This window comes from Thalassospiraceae bacterium LMO-JJ14 (assembly GCA_021555105.2).
Classification (GTDB): domain Bacteria; phylum Pseudomonadota; class Alphaproteobacteria; order Rhodospirillales; family Casp-alpha2; genus UBA4479.
In genome coordinates, this window is the sequence record CP134604.1 from 2094492 (window position 1) to 2117414 (window position 22923).

At 56.3% G+C, this 22923-nt stretch carries 33 protein-coding genes and 2 pseudogenes; all 35 read left to right on the forward strand.

From position 1 onward, the window contains the following. Positions 1-4 precede the first annotated feature (4 nt). On the forward strand, positions 5-1000 hold the full coding sequence (locus L2D14_09815; protein WNJ98173.1) for a branched-chain amino acid ABC transporter permease: 996 nt from the start codon (positions 5-7) through the stop codon (positions 998-1000). Beyond that, a complete protein-coding gene (locus L2D14_09820; protein WNJ98174.1) occupies positions 993-1742 on the forward strand; it encodes an ABC transporter ATP-binding protein in 750 nt (249 codons plus the stop codon). The genes L2D14_09815 and L2D14_09820 overlap by 8 nt, the downstream gene beginning before the upstream one ends. Before the next feature lie 7 nt (positions 1743-1749). Beyond that, positions 1750-2454 carry an ABC transporter ATP-binding protein gene (locus tag L2D14_09825; GenBank protein WNK01673.1) on the forward strand — a complete coding sequence of 235 codons (705 nt, stop codon included), beginning with the start codon at positions 1750-1752 and terminating at the stop codon, positions 2452-2454. A gap of 432 nt (positions 2455-2886) precedes the next feature. Then, the gene (gene rpsL / locus L2D14_09830; protein ID WNJ98175.1) at positions 2887-3258 is read left to right on the forward strand and encodes a 30S ribosomal protein S12; all 372 of its coding nucleotides are present in this window, start codon (positions 2887-2889) and stop codon (positions 3256-3258) included. A gap of 12 nt (positions 3259-3270) precedes the next feature. Then, complete coding sequence (gene rpsG / locus L2D14_09835) at positions 3271-3741, forward strand: 30S ribosomal protein S7 (GenBank protein ID WNJ98176.1); 471 nt, start codon at positions 3271-3273, stop codon at positions 3739-3741. Positions 3742-3757: 16 nt separating this feature from the next. Then, complete coding sequence (gene fusA / locus L2D14_09840) at positions 3758-5842, forward strand: elongation factor G (protein WNJ98177.1); 2085 nt, start codon at positions 3758-3760, stop codon at positions 5840-5842. A 22-nt stretch (positions 5843-5864) separates the two neighbouring features. Then, positions 5865-7055: an elongation factor Tu gene (gene tuf, locus L2D14_09845; protein ID WNJ98178.1), complete on the forward strand. Its 1191-nt coding sequence runs from the start codon at positions 5865-5867 to the stop codon at positions 7053-7055. A gap of 64 nt (positions 7056-7119) precedes the next feature. After that, a complete protein-coding gene (rpsJ, locus tag L2D14_09850) occupies positions 7120-7428 on the forward strand; it encodes a 30S ribosomal protein S10 (GenBank protein ID WNJ98179.1) in 309 nt (102 codons plus the stop codon). A 23-nt stretch (positions 7429-7451) separates the two neighbouring features. After that, a pseudogene (gene rplC / locus L2D14_09855) lies at positions 7452-8120 on the forward strand (50S ribosomal protein L3). A 172-nt stretch (positions 8121-8292) separates the two neighbouring features. Continuing rightward, positions 8293-8913 carry a 50S ribosomal protein L4 gene (gene rplD, locus L2D14_09860; protein WNJ98180.1) on the forward strand — a complete coding sequence of 207 codons (621 nt, stop codon included), beginning with the start codon at positions 8293-8295 and terminating at the stop codon, positions 8911-8913. Continuing rightward, positions 8910-9233, forward strand: a complete 324-nt coding sequence (locus L2D14_09865; GenBank protein ID WNJ98181.1) for a 50S ribosomal protein L23 — start codon at positions 8910-8912, stop codon at positions 9231-9233. Before rplD ends, L2D14_09865 begins: the two co-directional genes overlap by 4 nt. A 15-nt stretch (positions 9234-9248) precedes the next feature. Continuing rightward, positions 9249-10085 carry a 50S ribosomal protein L2 gene (gene rplB / locus L2D14_09870; protein ID WNJ98182.1) on the forward strand — a complete coding sequence of 279 codons (837 nt, stop codon included), beginning with the start codon at positions 9249-9251 and terminating at the stop codon, positions 10083-10085. Between the two features lie 14 nt (positions 10086-10099). Next, complete coding sequence (gene rpsS / locus L2D14_09875) at positions 10100-10378, forward strand: 30S ribosomal protein S19 (GenBank protein WNJ98183.1); 279 nt, start codon at positions 10100-10102, stop codon at positions 10376-10378. Between the two features lie 2 nt (positions 10379-10380). Next, positions 10381-10761: a 50S ribosomal protein L22 gene (gene rplV / locus L2D14_09880; protein ID WNJ98184.1), complete on the forward strand. Its 381-nt coding sequence runs from the start codon at positions 10381-10383 to the stop codon at positions 10759-10761. Continuing rightward, on the forward strand, positions 10761-11438 hold the full coding sequence (gene rpsC / locus L2D14_09885; protein WNJ98185.1) for a 30S ribosomal protein S3: 678 nt from the start codon (positions 10761-10763) through the stop codon (positions 11436-11438). The genes rplV and rpsC overlap by 1 nt, the downstream gene beginning before the upstream one ends. A 25-nt stretch (positions 11439-11463) precedes the next feature. After that, the gene (gene rplP / locus L2D14_09890; GenBank protein ID WNJ98186.1) at positions 11464-11883 is read left to right on the forward strand and encodes a 50S ribosomal protein L16; all 420 of its coding nucleotides are present in this window, start codon (positions 11464-11466) and stop codon (positions 11881-11883) included. A 4-nt stretch (positions 11884-11887) separates the two neighbouring features. Next, positions 11888-12091: a 50S ribosomal protein L29 gene (gene rpmC / locus L2D14_09895; GenBank protein WNJ98187.1), complete on the forward strand. Its 204-nt coding sequence runs from the start codon at positions 11888-11890 to the stop codon at positions 12089-12091. 11 nt (positions 12092-12102) lie between these two features. Continuing rightward, entirely contained in the window at positions 12103-12339 is a 237-nt protein-coding gene (rpsQ, locus tag L2D14_09900) for a 30S ribosomal protein S17 (protein ID WNJ98188.1), read from the forward strand. Positions 12340-12370: 31 nt separating this feature from the next. Then, the gene (gene rplN, locus L2D14_09905; protein ID WNJ98189.1) at positions 12371-12739 is read left to right on the forward strand and encodes a 50S ribosomal protein L14; all 369 of its coding nucleotides are present in this window, start codon (positions 12371-12373) and stop codon (positions 12737-12739) included. Next, the gene (gene rplX, locus L2D14_09910; protein WNJ98190.1) at positions 12739-13056 is read left to right on the forward strand and encodes a 50S ribosomal protein L24; all 318 of its coding nucleotides are present in this window, start codon (positions 12739-12741) and stop codon (positions 13054-13056) included. The genes rplN and rplX overlap by 1 nt, the downstream gene beginning before the upstream one ends. Positions 13057-13075: 19 nt before the next feature. Then, the gene (gene rplE / locus L2D14_09915) at positions 13076-13618 is read left to right on the forward strand and encodes a 50S ribosomal protein L5 (GenBank protein WNJ98191.1); all 543 of its coding nucleotides are present in this window, start codon (positions 13076-13078) and stop codon (positions 13616-13618) included. A 22-nt stretch (positions 13619-13640) separates the two neighbouring features. Then, on the forward strand, positions 13641-13946 hold the full coding sequence (gene rpsN / locus L2D14_09920; GenBank protein WNJ98192.1) for a 30S ribosomal protein S14: 306 nt from the start codon (positions 13641-13643) through the stop codon (positions 13944-13946). 13 nt (positions 13947-13959) lie between these two features. Beyond that, the gene (rpsH, locus tag L2D14_09925) at positions 13960-14358 is read left to right on the forward strand and encodes a 30S ribosomal protein S8 (GenBank protein WNJ98193.1); all 399 of its coding nucleotides are present in this window, start codon (positions 13960-13962) and stop codon (positions 14356-14358) included. A 33-nt stretch (positions 14359-14391) separates the two neighbouring features. Continuing rightward, on the forward strand, positions 14392-14925 hold the full coding sequence (gene rplF / locus L2D14_09930) for a 50S ribosomal protein L6 (GenBank protein WNJ98194.1): 534 nt from the start codon (positions 14392-14394) through the stop codon (positions 14923-14925). Between the two features lies 1 nt (position 14926). Next, positions 14927-15289, forward strand: coding sequence for a 50S ribosomal protein L18 (rplR, locus tag L2D14_09935; protein WNJ98195.1), 363 nt, complete (start codon positions 14927-14929; stop codon positions 15287-15289). A gap of 11 nt (positions 15290-15300) precedes the next feature. Continuing rightward, entirely contained in the window at positions 15301-15903 is a 603-nt protein-coding gene (rpsE, locus tag L2D14_09940; protein WNJ98196.1) for a 30S ribosomal protein S5, read from the forward strand. 19 nt (positions 15904-15922) lie between these two features. Next, a complete protein-coding gene (gene rpmD / locus L2D14_09945; protein ID WNJ98197.1) occupies positions 15923-16117 on the forward strand; it encodes a 50S ribosomal protein L30 in 195 nt (64 codons plus the stop codon). Positions 16118-16185: 68 nt separating this feature from the next. Next, a pseudogene (gene rplO, locus L2D14_09950) lies at positions 16186-16635 on the forward strand (50S ribosomal protein L15). Between the two features lie 138 nt (positions 16636-16773). Further along, the gene (secY, locus tag L2D14_09955) at positions 16774-18117 is read left to right on the forward strand and encodes a preprotein translocase subunit SecY (GenBank protein ID WNJ98198.1); all 1344 of its coding nucleotides are present in this window, start codon (positions 16774-16776) and stop codon (positions 18115-18117) included. Further along, positions 18114-18680: an adenylate kinase gene (locus L2D14_09960; GenBank protein ID WNJ98199.1), complete on the forward strand. Its 567-nt coding sequence runs from the start codon at positions 18114-18116 to the stop codon at positions 18678-18680. Before secY ends, L2D14_09960 begins: the two co-directional genes overlap by 4 nt. 124 nt (positions 18681-18804) lie before the next feature. Beyond that, positions 18805-19176: a 30S ribosomal protein S13 gene (gene rpsM, locus L2D14_09965; GenBank protein WNJ98200.1), complete on the forward strand. Its 372-nt coding sequence runs from the start codon at positions 18805-18807 to the stop codon at positions 19174-19176. Positions 19177-19188: 12 nt separating this feature from the next. Next, positions 19189-19584 carry a 30S ribosomal protein S11 gene (rpsK, locus tag L2D14_09970; protein ID WNJ98201.1) on the forward strand — a complete coding sequence of 132 codons (396 nt, stop codon included), beginning with the start codon at positions 19189-19191 and terminating at the stop codon, positions 19582-19584. A 145-nt stretch (positions 19585-19729) separates the two neighbouring features. After that, positions 19730-20746, forward strand: coding sequence for a DNA-directed RNA polymerase subunit alpha (locus L2D14_09975; protein ID WNJ98202.1), 1017 nt, complete (start codon positions 19730-19732; stop codon positions 20744-20746). A 107-nt stretch (positions 20747-20853) separates the two neighbouring features. Further along, positions 20854-21279, forward strand: a complete 426-nt coding sequence (rplQ, locus tag L2D14_09980) for a 50S ribosomal protein L17 (GenBank protein WNJ98203.1) — start codon at positions 20854-20856, stop codon at positions 21277-21279. Between the two features lie 151 nt (positions 21280-21430). Beyond that, positions 21431-22861 (forward strand): Do family serine endopeptidase, encoded by a 1431-nt coding sequence (locus L2D14_09985; protein ID WNJ98204.1) that lies wholly within the window; start codon positions 21431-21433, stop codon positions 22859-22861. Positions 22862-22923: the final 62 nt, after the last annotated feature.

A 22923-nucleotide genomic window follows, 5' to 3' on the forward strand; every position in this document is an offset into this window, starting at 1 on the left:
CAGGATGAAATTTTCCAGACGCACTTTGGTTCATCTTATCGGTCTTGCAGTACTGATCTTTTTGCCGTTGTTGGCGGAGCTTGGCGGTGAACCTTTTCTCGTCAATGTTTCAAGCCGGGTCCTGATCTATGCCCTGGCGGCGGTCAGTCTGGATCTGATCTTGGGATATGGGGCGATGGTCAGTTTCGGGCATGGCGCTTTTTTCGGTATCGGCGCCTATGTCGTCGGCATTCTCACGCATCATGCATTCAATGCGACGGATATCGCTTTCCTGCCAGGTATATGGACAGGGACGACAAGTGCAATTGTCCAGTGGCCTTTGGCCGTTCTTGTCAGTGGTTTTTTTGCGTTGGTCATCGGCGCGCTCAGCCTGCGTACGCAGGGTGTCTATTTCATCATGATTACATTGGCTTTTGCGCAGATGCTTTATTATTTCATGATTTCACTGCCGACATATGGGGGCCAGGACGGGTTGAGCCTGTGGGAGCGCTCTTCACTCGGTACGCTTGATCTATATGACGAGCGGACTTTTTACTACGTCTGCCTTTGTGCGCTGCTGGGGTTCCTGTTTCTTACACGGAAAATCGTCGCCAGCCGTTTCGGCATGGTGATTCGGGGATGTCAGCAGAACGAGACACGAATGCGCGCGCTCGGGTTTCCCACCTACCGCTATAAACTGGCCGCTTTCGTCATCGCGGGCATGGGGGCGGGACTGGCCGGCGCGCTCGCGGCCAATCACACGGAATTCGTTGGCCCCGGTCTGATGCACTGGACTCGCTCCGGTGAAATCATGGTGATGGTGATCCTGGGTGGCATGGGCACGCTGTTCGGTCCGATTCTGGGGGCAGCAACGCTTTTGATCATGGAGGAAGTGCTGATCCAGTATACAGAGCACTGGATGATCATCCTCGGGCCGTTCCTGCTGTTTGTGGTGCTGTTTGCCCGGCGTGGTATATATGGCTGGCTTATCGGCACGGAGAAGGGGGCGGACGATGACTGATCCCGTTCTCGATGTGCAGCAATTAAGCAAGTCATTCGGCGCGGTGCAGGCATCTGACAAGTTATCGTTCAGCGTCGCACCGGGGCAGGTACATGCACTGATCGGCCCGAACGGTGCCGGTAAGTCGACGGCGATCGCGCAAATAGTTGGCGAGTTACCACCGGATAGTGGGCGGATTTACTTTTCGGGTCAGGATATCACCGACCTTCCGACGTATCAGCGCGCTCAAGGTGGCATGCAGCGGTCTTACCAGATCACCAGCCTGTTTCAGGGGCTGACGGTCGAGGACAATGTTGCGATGGCGATACAGGCGCAGCAGGGTCACAGTTTCAGCTTCTGGGAAGCGGCGAGAAAAGTGTCGGCGCTCCGCACCCCGGCAATCGAAGCCCTGAAACAGGTAGGGTTGGAAGGCAAGGCCACGCTCCCGGTCACGGCGCTTTCGCACGGAGAGCAGCGTCAGCTCGAGCTGGCCATGGTGATGGCGGCAAAGCCGACCCTTTTATTGCTCGACGAACCGATGGCCGGGATGGGCCAGAGCGAAAGCCGCGCCATGATGGAGATTCTTAGACCGTTGAAGGGACGTATCAGCATATTGCTGGTTGAGCACGATATGGATGTCGTGTTCTCGCTGGCTGATGTGGTGAGCGTGTTGGACAAAGGGACCGTCCTGATGACCGGATCGCCGGACGAGGTCCGAAGCGATTCCCGTGTGCGCAGCGCATATCTGGGGGACGAGGGCTGATATGAGGATTCTCGAACTCGAAGCCGTCGAGACCTGTTACGGACCCAGCCAAGTGCTGTTCGGCGTTGATTTCACTGTCTCGCCCGGCGAGGTGGTAACGCTCATGGGGCGGAACGGCATGGGCAAGACGACAACCGTGCGCAGTATTATGGGGCTGTCACCCCCGGCACGGGGGCGGATTCGCTTTGACGGTAAGGATCTTGTCGGCATGCCGGCTTATCGAATCGCCCAATTGGGTATTGGATACGTGCCCGAGGGCAGGCAGGTGTTCCCGAATCTGACGGTCTTTGAAAATCTGGTTGCAACGGCATCGAATCGCCATGAAAGCCTTGCTCCATGGTCAGTTGCACGGGTTCTGCAGTTGTTCCCGCGCCTCGCCGAACGCAAGGAACAGTACGCCCGGACCCTATCAGGGGGGGAGCAGCAAATGCTGGCGATTGGCCGTGCGCTGATGACGAATCCCAAGTTTCTGATATTGGACGAAGCTACGGAAGGGCTTGCACCGGCCATTCGCGACGAAATATGGGGGGTGTTGGAACACAACCTCAAGAAGGCAGGGCAGGCGATACTGGTCATCGACAAGCACCCGAAAGCCATGGCACGCCTTGCTGACCGCCATTTCGTCATGGAGAAGGGGCGGATCGTATGGTCTGGCGACTCCGCCGCGCTTTTGGCCGGTCGGACGATGCAGGAACGGTTCCTCGGTGTGTGATTGCCGTTTCCGCGAAAGATGCAGGGCTGCGTGTGATTCTTGCCGCACCGCAGCATAAGCTGCCGTTTTCAGAAATAGGCACATCATGTTGTATGTGAAAGATTGTTTCGGGAAGATTCCGCAGTCTTTCCAAAAAGCGCTTAGGTGACTGATTTTACGAATTTTTTTTTCATGAAATTCAGGTTGACGACACCGGGGGGCACCTATATGTTCCGCCCCACTCAAGGGATTGGTGGTAGCCGTTTCCGGCTAGACGCAGTCGATGACTTGGGTGGAGATAAAAATTTAGCGAAAGCCCCGGACGCGAAGGTCGCTCTGGGGTGACGATATGAGCCATAGCCGGTACGCCCCGCAAGGTGTGCGCGGTCACGGCTCAACTCATGTTGAGAGCCCGATGGTGGGCGCGAGTATTTTAGGAGTTGGATTGAGCGTATGCCGACGATCAACCAGTTAATTCGCAAGCCGCGTAAAGCGCCTGTCACCCGTAACAAGGTGCCGGCCCTTGAGGCGTGCCCGCAAAAACGTGGTGTTTGCACCCGTGTTTATACAACCACCCCGAAAAAGCCGAACTCGGCCCTCCGGAAAGTCGCACGTGTGCGCCTGACCAACGGCTTCGAAGTGACGAGCTATATTCCGGGTGAAGGTCACAACCTGCAGGAACACTCGGTCGTCATGATCCGTGGCGGTCGCGTCAAGGATTTGCCGGGTGTGCGTTATCACATCATCCGCGGCACGCTCGATACCCAGGGCGTTAATGACCGCCGTCAGCGCCGTTCGAAATACGGCGCGAAGCGTCCGAAGTAAGGGAGCCAGGATATGTCCCGTCGCCACGCCGCTGAGAAGCGCAAAGTTCTGCCGGACGCGAAGTTCAAGGATCTGGTTGTCACCAAGTTCATGAACGCGCTGATGAATGACGGCAAGAAGTCCGCTGCTGAAAAGATCGTTTATGGTGCTTTCGACATCGTTCAGTCGAAGGGTGGCCAGGATCCGCTGCAGGTTTTCCATGAAGCTATTACCAACGTGAAGCCGATGATCGAAGTCCGCTCCCGCCGTGTCGGTGGTGCGACCTATCAGGTTCCCGTTGAAGTGCGTAATGACCGCCGGCAGGCACTGGCGATCCGCTGGCTCGTGGAAATGTCCCGCAAGCGTTCGGAAAATACGATGATGGAGCGTCTGTCCGCCGAGCTTCTTGATGCCGCCAACAACCGAGGCGCCGCTGTCAAGAAGCGTGAAGACACGCACCGTATGGCGGAGGCCAACAAGGCCTTCTCGCATTATCGCTGGTAATTTAGGAGCCGATCGAATGTCAGCCCGCGTAACACCGCTCGAGCGCTACCGTAATATCGGGATCATGGCCCATATTGACGCCGGTAAAACGACGACCACCGAGCGCGTCCTCTATTACACCGGCAAGTCCTACAAGATCGGTGAAGTCCACGATGGTAACGCCACCATGGACTGGATGGAGCAGGAGCAGGAGCGTGGCATCACGATTACCTCTGCTGCGACCACCGCATTCTGGAAAGATCATCGCGTAAACATCATTGATACGCCCGGCCACGTTGACTTCACGATTGAAGTCGAGCGTTCGCTGCGTGTTCTCGATGGCGCCGTTGCCGTGTTCGACTCGGTTGCCGGTGTCGAGCCGCAGTCCGAAACGGTTTGGCGTCAGGCCGATAAATACGGCGTGCCGCGGATGTGCTTCGTCAACAAGATGGACCGTATCGGTGCCGATTTCTATCGTTGCGTCGACATGATCATCGATCGTCTTGGTGCGATTCCGGCTGTGCTGCAGTTGCCGATTGGCAGCGAATCTGATTTCGTTGGTGTCGTCGATCTGATCACGATGCAGGCAATTATCTGGAAAGACGAAAGCCTGGGTGCCGAATTCGAATATACCGATATTCCGGCTGATCTTGCCGACAAAGCCGCCGAGTACCGCGAGAAGCTGATCGAAACCATTGTTGAAGTCGATGACGATGCGATGGAAGCCTATCTCGAAGGTAACGAACCGGACGAAGCCACCATCAAGAAATGCATTCGCAAGGGCTGCATCGGAAACGTATTCGTTCCCGTCCTGTGTGGCTCCGCATTCAAAAACAAGGGTGTGCAGCCGATGCTGGACGCCGTAGTAGACTTCCTGCCGTCGCCGCTCGATGTGCCGGCCATCAAGGGTGTCGACGTCGACGATCCTGAAAAGGCAATGATCCGCAAAAGCGATGACGAAGAGCCTTTCGCGGCGCTTGCGTTCAAGATCATGAACGATCAGCACGTCGGGTCGCTGACCTTCTGCCGTATTTATTCGGGCAGTGTTTCACAGGGTGCGACCGTCCAGAATACGGTCAAGGGTAAGCGCGAACGTATTGGCCGTATGTTGCTCATGCATGCCAACACCCGCGAGCAAATTGAAGAAGCAATGGCCGGTGACATTGTTGCCCTGGTGGGCCTCAAGGATACCACGACCGGTGACACGCTTTGCGACCCGGCCAAGCCGGTCATTCTGGAGCGGATGGAATTCCCCGATCCTGTGATCGAGGTTGCTGTTGAGCCGAAAACCAAAGCCGACCAGGAAAAGATGGGTGTTGCCCTGCAGCGTCTTGCTGCCGAGGATCCGTCTTTCCGTGTCAAATCCGACGAAGAGTCTGGCCAAACCATCATCGCCGGTATGGGCGAACTTCACCTCGATATTCTGGTCGATCGCATGAAGCGCGAATTCAAGGTCGAGGCCAACGTCGGGCAGCCGCAGGTTGCTTACCGTGAAACGATCTCTAAGCCTTACGACTGCGATTACACGCACAAGAAGCAGACCGGTGGTTCAGGGCAGTTTGCCCGCGTCAAGATCATGTTCGAGCCACTGCCGCCTGGTTCCGGTATCGAATTCGAAAACAAAGTCGTTGGCGGTAACGTGCCGCGTGAATTTATCCCGGGAGTCGAAAAGGGCATTCGCAGTGCTGCCGAAAGCGGTGTGATGTGCGGTTTTCCGTGCATTGACTTCAAGGCCCTGCTCTATGATGGCGCGTCGCATGACGTCGACAGTTCGGTCATGGCATTCGAAATCGCAGCCCGTGCCGCTTTTCGTGAAGGTATGGCGGCTGCCAAGCCGGTCCTTCTCGAGCCGGTCATGAAGGTCGAGGTCGTCACCCCGGAAGATTATATGGGTGATATCATCGGCGATCTGAATTCACGTCGTGGTCAGGTTCAGGATATGGACCAGCGCGGCAACGCCCGAGTAGTGACGGCCATGGTGCCGCTCGCTAACATGTTCGGCTACGTCAACGAACTACGTTCGATGTCGCAAGGCCGTGCCCAATACACCATGCATTTTGATCACTATGCCGAAGTGCCGAATCAGGTCTCTCTGGAGATCAAAGAACGGCTCGCCGGCTAATTGAGAACGGAGACGAACGAAGATGGCCAAGGAAAAGTTTGAGCGTAACAAGCCGCACTGCAACGTTGGCACGATTGGCCACGTTGACCATGGCAAGACGACGCTGACGGCGGCGATTACGAAGGTTCTTGCGGAAGCCGGCGGCGGTGAAGCAATGGCATTTGATATGATCGACAAGGCGCCTGAAGAGCGTGCCCGTGGGATCACGATTTCGACGGCGCACGTCGAGTACGAGACGGAAGCGCGTCACTACGCGCACGTCGACTGCCCGGGTCACGCGGATTATGTTAAGAACATGATCACGGGTGCGGCGCAGATGGACGGTGCCATTCTGGTTTGTTCGGCTGCTGACGGCCCGATGCCGCAGACGCGCGAGCACATTCTTCTGGCCCGCCAGGTTGGTGTTCCGGCGCTTGTTGTTTTTATGAACAAGGTCGACCAGGTTGACGACGAAGAGCTTCTTGAGCTTGTCGAGATGGAAATCCGCGAGCTTCTGTCGAGCTACGATTTCCCGGGCGACGATATTCCGATCATCAAGGGTTCGGCTTTGGCCGCGCTTGAAGGCCGCGATGACGAGATCGGCAAGAACGCCATTCTTGAGCTGATGAAGGCTGTTGACGATTACATTCCTCAGCCTGAGCGTCCGGTCGATCAGGACTTCCTGATGCCGATCGAGGATGTTTTCTCGATTTCCGGTCGTGGGACGGTTGTGACGGGCCGCGTTGAGCGCGGTGTGATCAACACCGGCGACGAAATTGAAATCGTCGGCATCAAGGCGACGCAGAAGACGACGTGCACGGGTGTCGAGATGTTCCGCAAGCTGCTTGACCAGGGTCAGGCCGGCGACAACATCGGCGCGCTGCTGCGCGGTACGAAGCGCGAGGAAGTTGAGCGCGGTCAGGTTCTGGCGAAGCCGGGCTCGATCACGCCGCACACGAAGTTCTCTTGCGAAGCGTACATTCTGACGAAGGAAGAGGGTGGCCGTCACACGCCGTTCTTTGCCAACTACCGTCCTCAGTTCTACTTCCGGACCACGGATGTGACCGGGACGGTTGAGTTGGCCGAAGGTACGGAAATGGTGATGCCGGGCGACAACATCTCGATGAACGTGACGTTGATTGCCCCGATCGCCATGGACGAAGGTCTGCGTTTTGCTATCCGTGAAGGCGGCCGCACCGTTGGTGCCGGCGTCGTCGCGAAAATCATCGAGTAACGATTAATTTGCCGCGCCTCCGGAATAATTCCGGGGGCGTTCGCAACTTTGAAGGTCGAAGGCCATGGAACAACAAAATATTCGTATTCGCCTGAAGGCATTTGATCACCGCGTTCTGGATCAGTCCGCCCGCGAGATCGTGAATACGGCTCAACGTACGGGTGCCAATGTTCGTGGCCCGATCCCGTTACCGACGCGGATCGAGAAGTTCACGGTGTTGCGGTCACCGCACATCGATAAGAAGTCGCGTGAACAGTTTGAAATCCGGACCCACAAGCGGGTTCTGGATATCGTTGACCCGACCCCGCAAACCGTCGACGCGCTGATGAAGCTCGATCTGGCGGCTGGTGTCGACGTTGAGATCAAACTTTAAGCGCCGTAATTGGGAACAGTGATATGCGTACCGGTTTAATCGCAAAAAAGATGGGGATGACCCGCATTTTCGCCGAGGGTGGAGCACACATCCCGGTGACCGTGCTGGCTCTTGATGAAGTTCAGGTTGTCGCCCAGCGCAACGATGAGCGTGACGGTTACACCGCGCTCCAGGTCGGCTACGGCAAGGCCAAGGTGAAGCGCGTATCCAAAGCGATGCGTGGCCATTTCGCCAAAGCCAAGGTCGAACCGAAGAAGAAACTCGTGGAATTCCGTATATCGGCCGACAACATGGTCGACGTAGGTGCGGAACTCGGTGCCAATCACTTTGTTGCCGGGCAGTACATCGACGTTGCCGGGATCACCAACGGTAAGGGATTTGCCGGCGCCATGAAGCGCCACGGTTTCGGCGGCCTGCGTGCCACGCACGGTGTGTCGATCAGCCACCGTTCGCACGGTTCGACAGGGCAGTGCCAGGATCCTGGTAAAGTCTTCAAAGGTAAGAAAATGGCAGGTCAGATGGGTAACGTTCGTCGTACCCAGCAGAACCTGATCGTCGCCGCCGTTGACGTTGAACGCGGCCTGATCCTGGTTCGTGGCGCAGTACCCGGCTCCAAGGGCGGTTATGTGTATCTGAGCGATGCGGTTAAACGCCCGTTGCACGAAGATGTGCCGTTTCCGGCTGGCCTCAAAAATGAAGCTCCCGCCAGTGAAGAAGGTCTGGTGATTGCTGACGATGTTGCTCCGGACGAAGCCGCTGAAGAAGCGGCGCTGGCCGAAGAAATGGCTAACGAAGTAGAAGCACCGGCTGAAGACACCGCTGCCGATACCGGCGTCGCCGAAACTGAGAACAAGGAATAAGACCATGAAACTTGACGTGGTCAGTCTCGATAACAAGAAATCCGGCTCCATCGAACTTGATGATGCTGTGTTCGGTCTTGAAGCGCGCAAGGATCTGCTGGCCCGTGCGGTGAAATGGCAACTCGCCAAACGCCGTTCCGGCAACCATCAGACCAAGGGCCGCTCGGACGTCAGCGCAACCGGCACCAAGCCTTTCAAGCAGAAAGGCACCGGCCGCGCCCGCCAAGGTACGCGCGTAGCGCCGCAGATGCGTGGCGGCGGTATCGTTTTCGGTCCGCAGACCCGCGATCACAGCCACGACCTTCCGAAAAAGGTTCGTAAACTGGCTCTGGCAACGGCGCTCAGCGCAAAGTGCGCCGAAGGCAAGCTGGTGATCCTTGATGAAGCCGTAATGAAAGCGCCGAAAACTGCCGATTTGGTGAAGAAACTTTCGGCACTCGGCTGGGGGCATGCCCTGATTATTGATGGTGAAAGCGTCGACGATAACTTCGCCCGCGCCGCCAACAACATCGTCGGTATCGATGTGCTGCCGAGCGTTGGTGCCAACGTTTACGACATCTTGCGTCGTGACACGCTGGTCCTGACCAAAGGCGCCGTAGACAAATTGGTGGAGCGCCTGAAATGAACCGCTACAGCCCCGTAAATTTCCAGCCGAGCAAGGAACGGATCTTCGAACTGATCCGCCGCCCGCTGGTGACTGAAAAAACGACGTTGATGTCGGAACATAATCAAGTTGCTTTCGAAGTGCCGCTCGATGCCAACAAGCACGAGATCAAAACGGCCATCGAAGAACTGTTCAAGGTCAAGGTAACGGCCGTTAACACGCTGCGTCAGAAGGGCAAAACGAAACGTTTTCGTGGCCAGCCCGGGCGCCGCAGCGATTACAAGAAAGCCGTAGTGACGTTAGCCGAGGGTGACAGCATCGACGTCACCACGGGCGTCTGACGGGGGATTTGATCAATGGCACTTAAACAATACAAACCCGATACGCCCGGTCAGCGCGGCCTGGTCCTGGTGGACCGTTCGCAGCTGTGGAAAGGCGATCCGGTTAAATCCCTGACCGAAGGTCTCCGCAAGAAAGGCGGCCGCAACAATCAGGGCCATATTACTGCACGCCGTATCGGTGGCGGTCACAAGCGCCGTTACCGCAAGATCGACTTCAAGCGGACCAAGCTCGATATGGCCGCAGTTGTCGAACGTATTGAATACGATCCGAACCGGACCGCTTTCATCGCTCTGCTCAAATATTCAGACGGCGAATTGGCCTACATTCTGGCACCGCAACGTCTGGCCGTTGGTGATGAAGTCGTATCCGGCAAGAACGGCGTCGATATCAAGCCGGGCAACGCCATGCCGATGGCGGCGATGCCTGTCGGCACGATCATCCACAACGTGGAAATGAAGCCGGGCAAGGGCGGCCAAATGGCCCGTTCCGCTGGCACCTACGCGCAAATCATCGGTAAGGATCAGGGCTACGCCCAGGTTCGTCTCAGCTCCGGTGAGATTCGGCTGGTTCGTGGCGAGTGCATGGCCACTGTCGGGGCCGTTTCCAACCCTGACCAACAGAACATCAACCTTGGTAAAGCCGGTCGTAAACGCTGGCTCGGTAAACGCCCGGCAGTTCGTGGTGTCGCCATGAACCCGGTCGATCACCCGCATGGTGGTGGTGAAGGCCGGACCTCCGGTGGACGCCATCCGGTTACCCCGTGGGGCAAACCGACCAAGGGCAAGAAAACCCGTAGCAACAAGAAGACGGATCGGCTGATTATGCGCAGCCGGCACGTCCGCAAGAAATAAGAGGAGACGGGACAGTGCCACGCTCCGTTTGGAAAGGTCCGTTCGTCGACGGTTATCTGCTCAAAAAGGCAGAAGACGCTCGTGCGTCAACGCGCAGCTCGGTCATCAAGACCTGGTCGCGCCGTTCGACGATCCTGCCGCAATTCGTCGGGCTTACGTTCGGCGTTTACAACGGCCAGAAATTTATCCCGGTCCTCGTGACCGAGGAAATGATCGGCCACAAATTCGGTGAATTCTCGCCGACGCGCACCTACTACGGGCACGGCGTCGATAAGAAGTCGAAAAGGGGTTAATCATGGGCAAGAAGGCCGCTGAGCGTCAATTGAATGACAACGAAGCGATGGCGTTCGCGAAACACATTCGCGTCAGCCCCCGTAAGCTCAATCTGGTTGCCGAGAGCATTCGCGGCATGGATTGCGGTAAGGCGTTGTCGCAGCTCATGTTCTCGCGCCGCCGTATCGCACAGGACGTTAAGAAGCTTCTTGAAAGCGCGATCGCCAATGCCGAGAACAATCACCAGCTCGACGTCGATCGGCTTTATGTCGCCGAAGCGAGTGTCGGCAAAGCGCTTGTCATGAAACGGTTCCGCGCCCGTGCGCGTGGCCGGGTCGGGCGCATCGAAAAGCCTTTCAGCAATATGCGCTTGGTCGTTCGCGAGCGTGAGGAGACGGTTTAATGGGTCAGAAAGTAAATCCGATCGGGCTTCGCCTCGGCATCAACCGCACGTGGGATTCACGTTGGTTCGCTGACGGTAATTATGCCGATCTTCTGCACGAGGATATCCGTATTCGCGATTTCCTGCGTAAGAAGCTTGCAGCCGCTGGTGTGTCCAAAATCGTCATCGAACGTCCGGCCAAGAAAGCCCGTGTGACCATTCACACCGCACGCCCGGGTGTCGTCATCGGCCGTAAGGGGCAGGACATCGAAAAGCTGCGCCGTGAAATCGCTGCAATGACCGATGCTGAAGTTCACCTGAACATTGTCGAAATCCGCAAACCGGAAGTAGACGCCCAGCTGGTTGCAGAAAATGTTGCCCAGCAAATGGAACGCCGGGTATCGATCCGCCGTGCCATGAAGCGCGCCGTTCAATCGGCCATGCGCATGGGTGCCGAAGGTATCCGGATCAACTGCGGTGGCCGTCTCGGCGGTGCTGAAATCGCCCGTATGCAATGGTACCGCGAAGGTCGCGTGCCGCTGCACACGCTGCGCGCCAACATCGATTACGGTGAAGCACGGGCACTGACCACATATGGTATTTGCGGCGTCAAAATCTGGATCTACAAGGGCGAAATCATGGCCCACGATCCGATGGCGATGGAAAAGCTGCAACTCGAACAGCAGCCGCAGCGTTAAGCGGGCTTAAGAAGAGGAAAGAGCGATGCTGTCTCCGAAAAGAACAAAGTTCCGCAAGGCGTTCAAAGGCCGTATCCACGGTCTGGCCAAGGGCGGCACGACGCTGAACTTCGGTTCATATGGCCTGAAAGCGGTTACGCCGGAACGTGTGACCGCGCGTCAGATCGAAGCTGCGCGACGCGCTATGACCCGTCACATGAAACGTGCCGGCCGTGTATGGATCCGGATTTTCCCGGATGTGCCCGTCACGCAGAAACCTGCAGAAGTGCGCCAGGGTAAAGGTAAAGGCTCGGTTGAATACTGGGTCGCCAAGGTCAAGCCGGGCCGGATCATGTTTGAAATCGACGGCGTGTCCGCCGAGATTGCCCGCGAGGCGTTCCGTCTGGCGGCTGCTAAATTGCCGGTAAAAACACGCTTTGTAACGCGTGTTGGTGAAGAGGGTTAATCAGATGAAAGCGGCGGATATTCGCACCAAGACCGACGACGAGCTGAAGGATCAGCTTGCCGACCTGCGCAAGGAAGCATTCAACCTGCGCTTCCAGGCGGCATCCGGTCAGTTGGAAAAAACATCACAGATGCGTCACGTACGCCGTGACATCGCGCGGATCAAGACCGTGCTGGTCGAGCGCGAAGCCGCTCAGGCACAAGGGTAAGGAACGACAAAATGCCGAAACGTGTCATGCAGGGCGTCGTCGTCAGCGACAAACAGGACAAGACGGTCACCGTACTGGTCGAACGTCGGGTCATGCATCCGCTGTACAAGAAGTACGTCAAGAAGTCGAAGAAGTACGCGGCGCACGACGAGGCGAATGCCTCCAAAGTGGGCGATCAGGTTTTCATCCGTGAATGCCGTCCGCTGTCGAAGCGTAAAACTTGGGAAGTTGTGACCGAAAGCGCTTAAGTGCTTTGGTCTAAGTAAAGGAACCGGAACGATGATTCAGGCCGAATCGAACCTCGAGGTCGCTGATAACTCAGGCGCCAAAAGGGTCCAGTGCATTAAGGTGCTGGGCGGTTCGAAGCGCAAATATGCGTCGGTAGGCGACATTATTGTCGTCTCCGTTAAGGACGCTATTCCGCGCGGTCGAGTGAAGAAAGGCGATGTGATGCAGGCTGTTGTCGTGCGCACCGCCAAGGACATCAACCGCAAGGACGGAACCGCGATCCGGTTCGACAGTAATGCAGCCGTGCTGATTAACAAGCAGGGCGAGCCGATCGGGACCCGTATCTTCGGCCCTGTGACGCGTGAACTGCGTGCCAAGCGTTACATGAAGATTATTTCGCTGGCGCCGGAGGTTTTGTAATGGCTCAGAAAATCAAAAAAGGTGACCGCGTGATCGTTCTCAGCGGCAAGGACAAGGGCGTAACCGGCGAAGTGGTCAAGGTTGACCCGGACGCGAACCGTGCTGTCGTTACCGGTGTAAACAAAATCAAACGTCACACCGCGGCGTCACAGACGTCGGCCGGCGGGATCATCGAGAGGGAAGCAAGCATTCACCTCTCCAATCTCGCCCATGTCGATCCGAAGGACGACAAGCCGACGCGTGTTGGTTTCAAGAAGCTCGATGATGGCCGCAAGGTGCGCGTTGCTAAGCGCTCCGGCGAAGTCATTGACGCTTGAGCGAGTGGAGAGCAGAAAAATGACCCCACGCTTGCAGGAAGTGTACGCAAACGAAATCGTCCCGAGCATGAAGTCGGAGTTCAACTATTCGAACCCGATGCAAGTGCCCCGTCTGGACAAAATCGTCATCAACATGGGTGTTGGTGAAGCGTCCCAGGACAAGAAGAAGATGGACGGCGCCGTTGCCGATCTGATGGCTATCACCGGGCAGAAGCCGATCGTTACCCGCGCCAAGAAATCGATTGCCGGTTTCAAACTGCGCGAAGAAATGATCGTCGGCTGCAAGGTGACGCTGCGCCGCAACCGGATGTTTGAATTCCTCGATCGCCTGGTGACGATCACCTTGCCGCGTGTTCGCGATTTTCGCGGACTGAACGGTAAAAGCTTCGATGGTGCCGGCAACTATGCCATGGGCATCAAGGAGCAGATTGTTTTCCCGGAAATCGACTACGACAAAGTCGATGCGATCCGTGGCATGGATATCGTGATTTGTACGACCGCCAAAACCGATGCCGAAGCAAAGGCATTGCTCAAGGCGTTCAATATGCCGTTCGCTAACTGAGCGGCAAGAGGAGTAGAGCGTAATGGCTAAGAAAAGCTCGATCGAGCGGGATAAGAAACGGACCCGGCTGGTGAAGCAGTACGAAGGACGCCGTGAGCGTCTTAAGGCGGCTGCCAAGGATCCGAACCTGTCGCCCGAAGAACGCTTTAATGCCCGTCTGAAGCTTGCCGAACTGCCGCGCAACTCGGCACCGGTTCGTCAACGTCTACGTTGCGAGCTGACCGGACGTCCGCGCGGTAACTATCGTAAGTTCCGTATTTGTCGCATCAAGCTTCGGGAACTGGCCTCCATGGGTCAGATTCCGGGCATGGTCAAGTCAAGCTGGTAAGGGAGAGACGACGATGTCGATGACGGATCCCCTCGGCGATATGCTGACTCGTATTCGCAACGGGCAACAAGCCCGTAAAAGCTCGGTCACTTGCCCAGCTTCGCGGCTGCGTTCAAACGTTCTCGAAGTGCTGAAGCGCGAAGGCTTTATTCGCGGTTTCGACCAAAGCGATGTGCGTCCTGGCATTTCCGAGATCAAGATCGAACTGAAATACCACGAAGGTGACCCGGTGATCCGGCACCTGAGCAGGGTTTCCAAGCCGGGCCGCCGGATTTATTCAGGCGTGCGTGACCTTGGCCGTGTTTATAACGGTCTCGGTATCGCCATTCTGTCGACGCCGCGTGGCGTACTGTCGGATGCCGAAGCACGGGCCCAGAATGTTGGTGGAGAGGTTCTCTGCGAGGTGTTCTAAGAACGCCCCAGGAATAAAACGAGGATTGAAGCCATGTCGCGAGTAGGAAGTAACCCAGTCACAGTGCCGGACGGTGTCACCGTCGAATTGAACGGCAATGTTGTGACGGCCAAGGGCAAGCTCGGTGAGTTGTCGGTAACGCTGACCGATGACGTCAAGGTCGAGCAAGCCGACGGTCAGGTCACAGTGAAGCCGCTGGCGCAGCACAAGCGCGCCCGTCAGATGTGGGGCACAGCCCGCAGTGTGATCGACGGCCTTGTCTTTGGGGTGTCCGAAGGGTTCACCAAGAAGCTCGAGATCAACGGCGTTGGTTATCGTGCTCAGGTTCAGGGTAAGGACGTTGTGCTGCAGCTTGGTTTCAGCCACGAAGTCCGTTATCCGATCCCGGAAGGCATCAAGATCGAGGCTCCGGAACAGAACCAGCTGATCATCAGCGGTGCATCGAAGCAACGAGTTGGCCAGGTGGCCGCGGAAATCCGTTCGTATCGTCCGCCGGAGCCCTATAAGGGCAAGGGTGTTAAGTACGATAACGAATACATCCTCCGTAAGGAAGGAAAGAAGAAGTAAGATGTCGAACGCAAGAAACCTGTTTAAACGCCGGACCATGCGCACGCGTGCGCGTCTGCAACGTCTGGCATCCGGGCGTCCGCGGCTTTCCGTGTTCCGCTCGGGCAAGCACATTTACGCGCAGATCATCGACGATGTTAGCGGCAATACGCTGGTTGCAGCATCTTCGCTGGAGAAAGACCTCAAGTCCGCGCTCAAAACCGGTGCCGACAGCAATGCCGCTTCTGAAGTAGGTAAGCTGATTGCAAAACGCGCTACCGAAAAGGGTGTCGGTGAGGTCTTCTTCGACCGCGGCGGCTACAAGTATCACGGGCGTGTCAAAGCCCTCGCAGACGGCGCCCGTGAGGGCGGCCTGAGCTTCTAGGAGAGCGACGAATGGCAGATAATAATTCACCGGAGCGTGGCGGCCAACGTGGCCGTGGTCGTGGTAGAGACCGCGATAACCGGGATCAACGCAACGACGATGGCGATGAACTGGTCGACAAACTGGTGCACATCAACCGTGTAGCCAAGGTCGTCAAAGGCGGTCGCCGCTTTTCGTTCGCAGCTCTGGTCGTCGTCGGCGACGGCAAAGGCCGTGTCGGTTACGGTACCGGTAAAGCCCGCGAAGTACCGGAGGCTATCCGTAAGGCAACAGATCAGGCGAAGCGCCAGATGATCCGTGTGCCGTTGCGTGAAGGCCGTACCCTGCATCATGACATTAACGGCCGTTTCGGTGCCGGCAAGGTTGTGCTGCGCTCGGCTCCGGCCGGTACCGGCATCATCGCCGGTGGCCCGATGCGCGCTGTCTTTGAAACCATGGGCGTTCATGATGTCGTTTGTAAGTCGAACGGCACGCAGAACCCGCACAACATGATCAAGGCGACGTTCGAGGCGCTGAAGAATCTTCAATCCCCGCGCACCATTGCGGCGCGCCGTGGCCTCAAGGTCGGCGATATCGTTGCCCGTCGCGGCGATACCGGCATGAGCGCCGAATAAATTTGGATCGGAACGAAAGATGGCTGACAAAAAAGCAACCGTCACGGTCACCCAAACCCGCAGCCCGATAGGGCGTCAAAGCGACCAGCGTGCGACGCTGAAAGGCCTGGGTTTGAACAGAATCAACAGGACCCGGACGCTCGAAGATACGTCAGCGGTTCGTGGCATGATTGACAAGGTAAAGCACCTGGTCCGGGTTGAGGAACAGGCCTAACAGGCTTACTTCTTTCAACAAGGAACGGTACCGGGCGTTTTGTCCGGGTACGCATAAGGAATTTGGCGATGCGACTTAATGAAATCCGAGATAACGCCGGCGCGACGAAAAACCGCAAGCGTGTGGGCCGCGGTATCGGCTCCGGTACGGGTAAAACCGCTGCGAAAGGTCAAAAAGGCCAGAAATCGCGGAGCGGGGTTTCGCTGCTGGGCTTTGAAGGTGGTCAGATGCCGTTGTATCGCCGCCTGCCGAAGCGCGGTTTCAACAATCCGTTTTCCAAGGATTTTGCCGAACTGACGACGGGCAAATTGCAAAAGGCGATCGATGCCGGCCATGTGGATGCCAAGAGCGCCATCACCGCCACAGAGCTTCTGGCCGCAGGTGTTGTCCGCAAATCGAAAGATGGTGTTCGGCTGCTCAACAAGGGTGAGCTGAGCGCCAAGGTCAACCTCGACATCGCGCATGCTTCCAAGGGTGCAATCGAAGCCGTTGAAAAAGTTGGTGGAACGGTCAAGGTTGCCGAGAAAAAAGAACGCCCGCAGGGCAAGGGCCGCAAGCGCGACCGTGTGTCTGCCGAGCGTAAGGCGAAGTACGAAGCCCAACGCGGTGCCGGTGAAGTCGTTGCCGTGGATCCGAAAGAGGAAGATTAATCTAGTATGGCTTCCGCCGCCGAACAATTAGCCTCGAACGTCAATTTCAGCGCCTTTTCCAAGGCGACGGAACTGAAAAAGCGCATCTGGTTTACGCTGGGTGCGCTTATCGTCTATCGATTGGGTACGTTCGTTCCGATCCCGGGTATCGATCCGACGATCCTTGAAAGCCTGTTCAATCAAACAGGCGGCGGTATCCTCGGCATGTTCGACATGTTCGCGGGCGGCGCACTTTCGCGGATGACAATTTTCGCCCTGAACATCATGCCGTATATCTCGGCATCGATCATCATGCAGCTCATGACAGCGGTGTCGCCGCAACTTGAGCAGATGAAGAAAGAAGGCGAGACCGGCCGTAAGAAAATCAACCAGTACACTCGTTATCTGACGGTCGCGATCTGTATCTTGCAGGCTTACGGTATCGCCGTCGGGCTTGAAAGCATGTCTTCTGGTGGCCGTGTCGCTGTCGATAATCCCGGTATGTTCTTCCGTATGACCGTGGTCATCACGTTAACCGGCGGAACGCTGTTTCTTATGTGGCTCGGTGAGCAGATCACGGCACGCGGTGTCGGCAATGGTATTTCACTGATTATTTTCGCCGGTATCGTCGCCAACCTGCCCACGGCTTTGGCCGGAACGCTTGAACTTGGCCGTACCGGTGCGCTTTCGACCGGGATCATCATTGCCCTGTTCGCGATGGCGATTGCAGTGATATTCTGCATCGTCTTTATTGAACGTGCACAGCGCCGCATTCTGATCCAGTACCCGAAGCGCCAGCGCGGCAATAAAATGTCGGGTGGCGATACGTCGCACCTGCCGTTGAAGGTGAACACCGCCGGTGTCATTCCGCCGATCTTTGCCAGCTCGATATTGCTTTTGCCGATCACGATTATTCAGTTTTCGGCCGGCTCCGGCCCGGAATGGATGAGCACGGTTGCAGCTTACATGGGGCGCGGTCAGCCTCTGTATCTGATCTTGTACATTTCCATGATCGTGTTCTTCGCATTTTTCTATACCGCAGTTGTATTCAACCCGGCGGAAACGGCTGATAACCTGAAGAAATACGGTGGCTTTGTGCCAGGGATCCGTCCCGGCAAGAATACAGCCGATTACCTCGACTGGGTGCTTACCCGTCTGACCGTGGTCGGTGCCGGTTATCTAGCGATCCTTTGCCTGTTACCGGAAATTCTGATTTCCAGATGGTCCGTGCCTTTCTACTTCGGCGGTACAAGCCTTCTGATCGTCGTCACTGTGACGATGGATACCGTGACGCAGGTGCAGTCGCATCTATTGGCGCACCAATACGAAGGTTTGATCAAAAAGTCCAAGCTTAGAGGGCGGAAGGCATGATCATCATCCTTCTTGGCCCGCCGGGTGCCGGTAAGGGGACTCAGTGCGAACGGTTGGTCGAGAAGTATTCGATCGTGCAGTTGTCGACGGGCGATATGCTTCGTGCTGCCGTTTCATCAGGCACGGAAATGGGGATCAAGGCCAAGGAAGTCATGGATCTTGGCGAGCTGGTATCGGATGACATCGTGGTCGGCATCATTTCCGATCGGATCGAGGAAGCGGATTGTGCCAACGGGTTCATCCTTGACGGTTTTCCGCGCACGGTGGCTCAGGCTGAAGCTCTTGATGCAATGCTGGCCGAAAAAGGCCTGAAGCTCGATTACGTCATTTCCATGGAAGTGGACGAGCAGGTGCTATTTGCCCGAATCGAGAAGCGCGCCGCCGAAACAGGTGGCGCACGGAGCGACGATAACGCGGAAACGCTAAAGAAACGGCTCGGGGTTTACCGCGAGCAAACGGCCCCAATTATTCCTTATTACAAGGATAAAGGGGTGCTGAAGACGGTCGATGGCATGCAGGATATTGATAATGTTACAAATTCCCTGTATGCGATCTTGGATTAACGAGGATTGGGTATCGAAAAAGTTTAGCTGATGAGTTGACTTGGCGGGTAAGATTTATATAATCCGCGCTCTTCAATCAACCGGTGGCTGTCCGTTTCGACCCAAAGTTTAAGGAGTACGAGCTTTGGCGCGTATTGCTGGTGTAAATATCCCGACTGGAAAACGTGCAGTTATCGCGTTGACCTACATTCATGGGATCGGCCGTACCACGGCTAAGAAAATCTGTGAAGCTTGCGGCATTGCCGCTGAACGCCGTGTCAATGACCTGTCCGATGACGAAGTTACGCGTGTCCGTGACATGATCGACCAGGAACTGACCGTAGAAGGCGAGCTTCGCCGCGACGTTGCGATGAACATCAAGCGTCTGATGGACCTTGGTTGCTATCGCGGCCTGCGTCACCGTCGGCAATTGCCGGTGCGCGGTCAGCGTACCCACACTAACGCCAGGACTCGTAAGGGTCCGGCCAAGGCGATTGCCGGTAAGAAGAAAGCTTAAGGGCGAAATATCATGGCCAAGGCAGCAACTACGGCGCGTCCGCGTCGCCGCGAACGGAAGAACATTGCAGCGGGTATCGCGCATGTTAATTCAACGTTCAACAATACCATCATCACCATCACGGATGCCCAGGGCAACGCGATTGCCTGGTCTTCTGCCGGTGCGCAGGGCTTCAAGGGGTCGCGTAAATCGACTCCGTACGCTGCACAGGTTGCCGGTGAAGTCGTCGGCCGTGCCGCGATGGAACATGGTATGAAGACCCTTGAGGTCGAAGTGAAGGGCCCGGGTTCCGGCCGAGAATCAGCGCTTCGTGCGCTGCAGTCGGTTGGCTTCACGATTACGGCCATTCGTGACGTAACGCCGATCCCGCACAACGGGTGTCGGCCAAGAAAGCGTCGTCGGGTCTAAGACCCTTCTTTCCCGGTTATTTTCCGGGGAAGTTTCATTTCGGGCAGGGCTGGTTCGATCGGCCAGATCTGTACCGGGCAGGTAAATAGGCGACGCCCTTGATTTCAAGGACGTTGCTGTCATTTGTGAGCGCGAGGTCACTGAAGTGCTTCAGAAAAATTGGCAAGAACTGATTAAACCCTCGAAACTCGAAGTCGTTCCGGGTAACGATCCGAGCCGTCAGGCGAGTGTCGTAGCTGAGCCGCTCGAACGCGGCTTCGGTTTGACGCTGGGCAATGCGCTGCGTCGTATTCTGCTGTCGTCGCTGCAGGGTGCTGCGGTGACGTCGATTCAGATCGACAGTGTGCTGCATGAATTCTCTTCGATTGCCGGCGTGCGCGAAGACGTGACGGACATCGTTCTCAACATCAAGTCGATGGGCTTGAAGATGATGGCCGAGGGTCCCAAGCGTATGTCCCTGAAGGCCAGCGGTCCTGGCGAAGTGACCGCCAGCATGATCGAAACCGGTTCTGATATCGAAATCATGGAGCCGGATCTTGTGATCTGTCACCTTGATAACGGTGCTTCGTTGAGCATGGAGCTGATTGTCGAAAACGGCAAAGGCTATGTACCGGCATCCCAGAACCGACCTGACGACAGCCCGATCGGTTTGATTCCAATCGATGCAGTCTTCTCGCCGGTCCGGAAAGTTGCCTACAAGGTGGAGAACACCCGCGTTGGCCAAGACACCGATTACGACAAGTTATTCCTGGACGTGACGACCAACGGCGCCGTCACGCCGGAAGATGCTGTTGCACTTGCCGCACGCATTTTGCAGGACCAACTTCAGCTGTTCATCAACTTCGATGAGCCGTCGGGTGAGGTAATTGAAGAAAGCCGTGATGAGCTGCCGTTCAATCGCAACCTGTTGCGCAAGGTCGATGAGCTTGAACTCTCCGTCCGTTCGGCAAATTGCCTCAAGAACGACAACATTATCTATATCGGCGATCTGGTACAGAAAACCGAAGCAGACATGCTGCGGACCCCGAACTTCGGGCGCAAATCCTTGAACGAAATCAAGGAAGTTCTTTCGCAGATGGGTCTGCATCTGGGTATGGAAATCTCCGAATGGCCGCCGGAAAACATCGAAGACATGGCCAAAAAACTGGAAGATCCGTTCTGATCGGATATTCCAGTGACCGGCCGGCGCTAAATGGCGCCGGTCGTTAACAAAAACCAGATGACCCGCGGGTAAAATGGCACGCGCGGGCAAAAATCAAGGAGCCTGACATGAGACATTCCAACGGTTACCGCAAGCTAAACAAGACGTCGACGCACCGCAAAGCCATGTTCTCGAATATGACGACGTCTCTCATTGTTCACGAACAGATCAAGACGACCTTACCGAAAGCCAAGGAACTGCGCCGGTTCATCGATAAGATGATTTCGCTCGGCAAGAAGGGTACATTGCATGATCGCCGTCGTGCTTTCGCTTTTTTGCGCGATGACGCAGCCGTCGCAAAACTGTTCTCGACGCTTGCCGAACGTTACCAGGACCGTCCGGGTGGGTACTCCCGCGTGTTGAAAGCCGGTTTCCGTTATGGCGATAGTGCACCGATGGCGGTCATTGAATTGGTCGACCGCGATCCCGACGCCAAGGGTGCAGAAGATCGCGCTCGTCTTGAAGCTGAAGCAGAAGCTGGCGACGACGCGTAATATTCGTCGATACAGGTTTTGAAAAACGGCGTCCCTTCGGGCGCCGTTTTTGTTTATGCGGATTGTAAAATAGAGGTCAGTGCCGCTAACAGTTTGTTGTAATTTATTGGGTGGATCGGGTATCGACACGCCAAATATTCAGGCTTATCTAATGACCATGCGCAAATTTCATATTGTTGTCTGCTTTAGTATTGCCATATGGCTGGCCATGGCCCCGGCAACGGCTCAGAACCGCCTGGTCCCGCAAAGCCGTACTCAGGTGCAGCTTTCCTATGCCCCATTGGTCGAACATGCAGCGCCCGCTGTGGTCAATATCTATACACAAAAGATCGTCGCCAATCGTCAGGTGCCGCCGCTGTTCGATGACCCCTTTTTTCGCCGCTTTTTTGGCGACCTCGGATTGGGTTTCAATCGCGGCCGGCCAAGGGCTGAGCGGCAAAACTCCCTCGGTTCCGGAGTTATCGTCAATCCGGACGGCCTGATCGTCACCAATCAGCACGTTATCGAAGGCGCTGATAAAATTACCGTCGTACTGGCCGACAAACGTGAATATGAGGCTAAAATCGTCGTTTCCGATGACAAGACGGATTTGTCCGTGCTTAGGATCGATCCAGGAAGTGACAAGTTGCAAGCTCTTGAAATTCGCGATTCCGACGAATTGAAAGTCGGTGATTTGGTGCTGGCCATCGGCAATCCGTTCGGCGTCGGGCAGACGGTGACCAGCGGCATCGTATCGGCGTTAGCACGCTCTGTTGGAAGCGATACCGAACTCAAATCCTTTATCCAGACAGATGCCGCTATTAACCCGGGTAATTCTGGCGGCGCGTTGTTATCGATGGATGGCAAACTGGTCGGGATAAACACGTCGATCTTTTCCAAAAGCGGCGGCTCGCACGGGATCGGTTTTGCGGTGCCGTCAAACATGGTGCGCGCAGTGCTCAACGGCATTTCCAGGGATGGCCGTCTGATCCGGCCTTGGCTGGGCGCATACGGGCAGGCTGTTACATCCGATATTGCACATTCACTGGGCATGAAGCGTCCGCAGGGGGTTATTGTTAATCTTGTGCACAGGCAGGGTTCGGCCAAGCTGGGCGGTTTGCGTGCCGGGGACGTGATCCTTGCCGTCAACGGGCATGAAATAGCCGGTGCGGAGGATCTCAAGTACCGGATAGCAACCTTGCCGGTCGGTGACCACGCGGTGTTCAGGGTCATGCGCGGAAACAAGGTGGTGCCGATTACCATCGATATGCAGCCAGCGCCTGATTATCCGGCGTCCGATAAAACAAAAATTGAAGGCCGCAACCCGCTTGCCGACTCATTGATTGCCAACCTGTCTCCGGCGCTGGCCGAGGAATATCATATGGACCCCTTCGGCGAAGGTGTCGTGATCTTGCAGATACGCCGCGGCGGGATTGCCAGCCGGCTCGATTTTCGCCCCGGCGACATCGTGCGCCAGATCAATCAGGTTCAAATCGCCACCGTCGATGATGCCAAAGCTGCGCTGAATGGGAATGAAGGCGACGAATGGCGCATTCAGGTGGAACGCGCCGGAAAGACATTCGATTTTGTCTTCAAGGGCTAGGAAATAGGGTGTGCGTTTCTTGGCCCGAATGCATTGATGCGCTAGGCTCTGCGGCAATGCAC